Source organism: Microcystis sp. LEGE 08355 (assembly GCF_015207185.1).
Classification (GTDB): domain Bacteria; phylum Cyanobacteriota; class Cyanobacteriia; order Cyanobacteriales; family Microcystaceae; genus Microcystis; species Microcystis panniformis.
Window position 1 is genome coordinate 1 of the sequence record NZ_JADEXI010000874.1, and the last position, 1,361, is coordinate 1,361.

2 protein-coding genes are annotated in these 1,361 nt (G+C 41.4%); one reads left to right on the top strand and one right to left on the bottom strand.

The annotated features are described in order from the left end of the window. Nucleotides 1–39: 39 nt before the first annotated feature. Nucleotides 40–675 carry a tRNA (guanosine(46)-N7)-methyltransferase TrmB gene (trmB, locus tag IQ242_RS24860; RefSeq protein ID WP_193961794.1) on the bottom strand — a complete coding sequence of 212 codons (636 nt, stop codon included), beginning with the start codon at nt 673–675 and terminating at the stop codon, nt 40–42. Nucleotides 676–740: 65 nt separating this feature from the next. Between trmB and IQ242_RS24865 the strand changes: the two genes are divergently transcribed. Further along, nucleotides 741–1,361 (top strand): metallophosphoesterase (locus IQ242_RS24865; RefSeq protein ID WP_193961795.1); only part of this gene is annotated, 621 nt, incomplete at its 3' end.

Consider the following 1,361-nt stretch of genomic DNA (forward strand, 5'->3'; position numbering starts at 1 on the left):
CCCATGATTTCAGACAGTGCCAAGATATTTTAACTAAAGCTACCGAACTCGAAAAAGCGAGCGATAAACCGGTTGACCTTTATTATAAGTGGACTTTTCCCTTTCCGTCGGTACGGGGAAAATATTTTCCGCTAACCAGGGGGTTTGATGTTGCCGAACAAAATGGGGATGTGCCTGAAATCTCTCCGTCATTTCCAGGGCGATCGATTCCACATCCGACTGTAAAAAAACCCAGCCTCCAGCTACCATATATTTAGCCAAAGCTATGACTAATTCCGGCTGCACGACTCGACGCTTACTGTGACGCTGTTTAAACCAAGGATCGGGAAATTGAATCGACACCCAAGATAACTTATCTGCGGGCAAAGATTGCAGTAAAATTTCTGGGGCAACATTCATATTGCCAAAAACAAAAGCGAGATTAGTTAATCCTAACCTTTCCCGTTCCTGATTGGCTTCAATTACCAAAGGTTGACGAATTTCAATGCCCAAAAAATTAATTTCTGGATATACTTGGGCCATTTGTAACAAAAATTTACCTCGCGCACAACCAATATCAAGATGGAGAGGTGGTGTCATATCCTGATAAACTTGATTCCAATCGGGGGGAGCGATCGGATGGCGATATTTATGACTTAAGGGATTGACGTGCTGACGAACGCGAACTTTAGCCAAAGATATTTTCTCCTCATTTCTCCTCGATCGATCTAGTTTACCGATATTTAGCCCAATTGAATGCGATGAATTTCCGTTTCGCCATTCTCAGCGATCCTCATATCGCTTTACCCACAACCATTTTGAACCATTCTAATCGCTTTCATCTGGTGGAAGTGAGTATTCCCGCTTTAAAAATCGTTTTAGACCATCTCATCACCCTTAACCTCGATTTTCTGCTGATTGCTGGCGATTTAACCCAAGATGGTGAACCAGAAAATCATCGTTGGTTAGCCGATTGTTTAGCCACTTTACCCTTTCCCGTCTATGTGGTGCCGGGTAATCATGATGTTTTGAGTTTAACCGCAACAGAAAACCAGATCGGTTTAGCAGATTTTCCCTTCTATTATCAACAATTTGGTTACAGCCATCCCGAACAAATATACTACCAAAAAGAAATTTTACCTGGAGTGCAATTAATCGGTCTTAATTCTAATCAATTCGATGACCAAGGTAAACAAATTGGCAGTTTAGATGCAGAACAATTGCAGTGGTTAAAACAGACTTTACCAGCGCTAAAAAACAATCTAGTGATGGTGATGATCCATCATAACGTTATCGAGCATTTACCCGGACAAAGCAATCATGAATTAGGTAAACGCTATATGTTGGCTAATGCGGTAGAACTGCTCGATATACTACAGGAA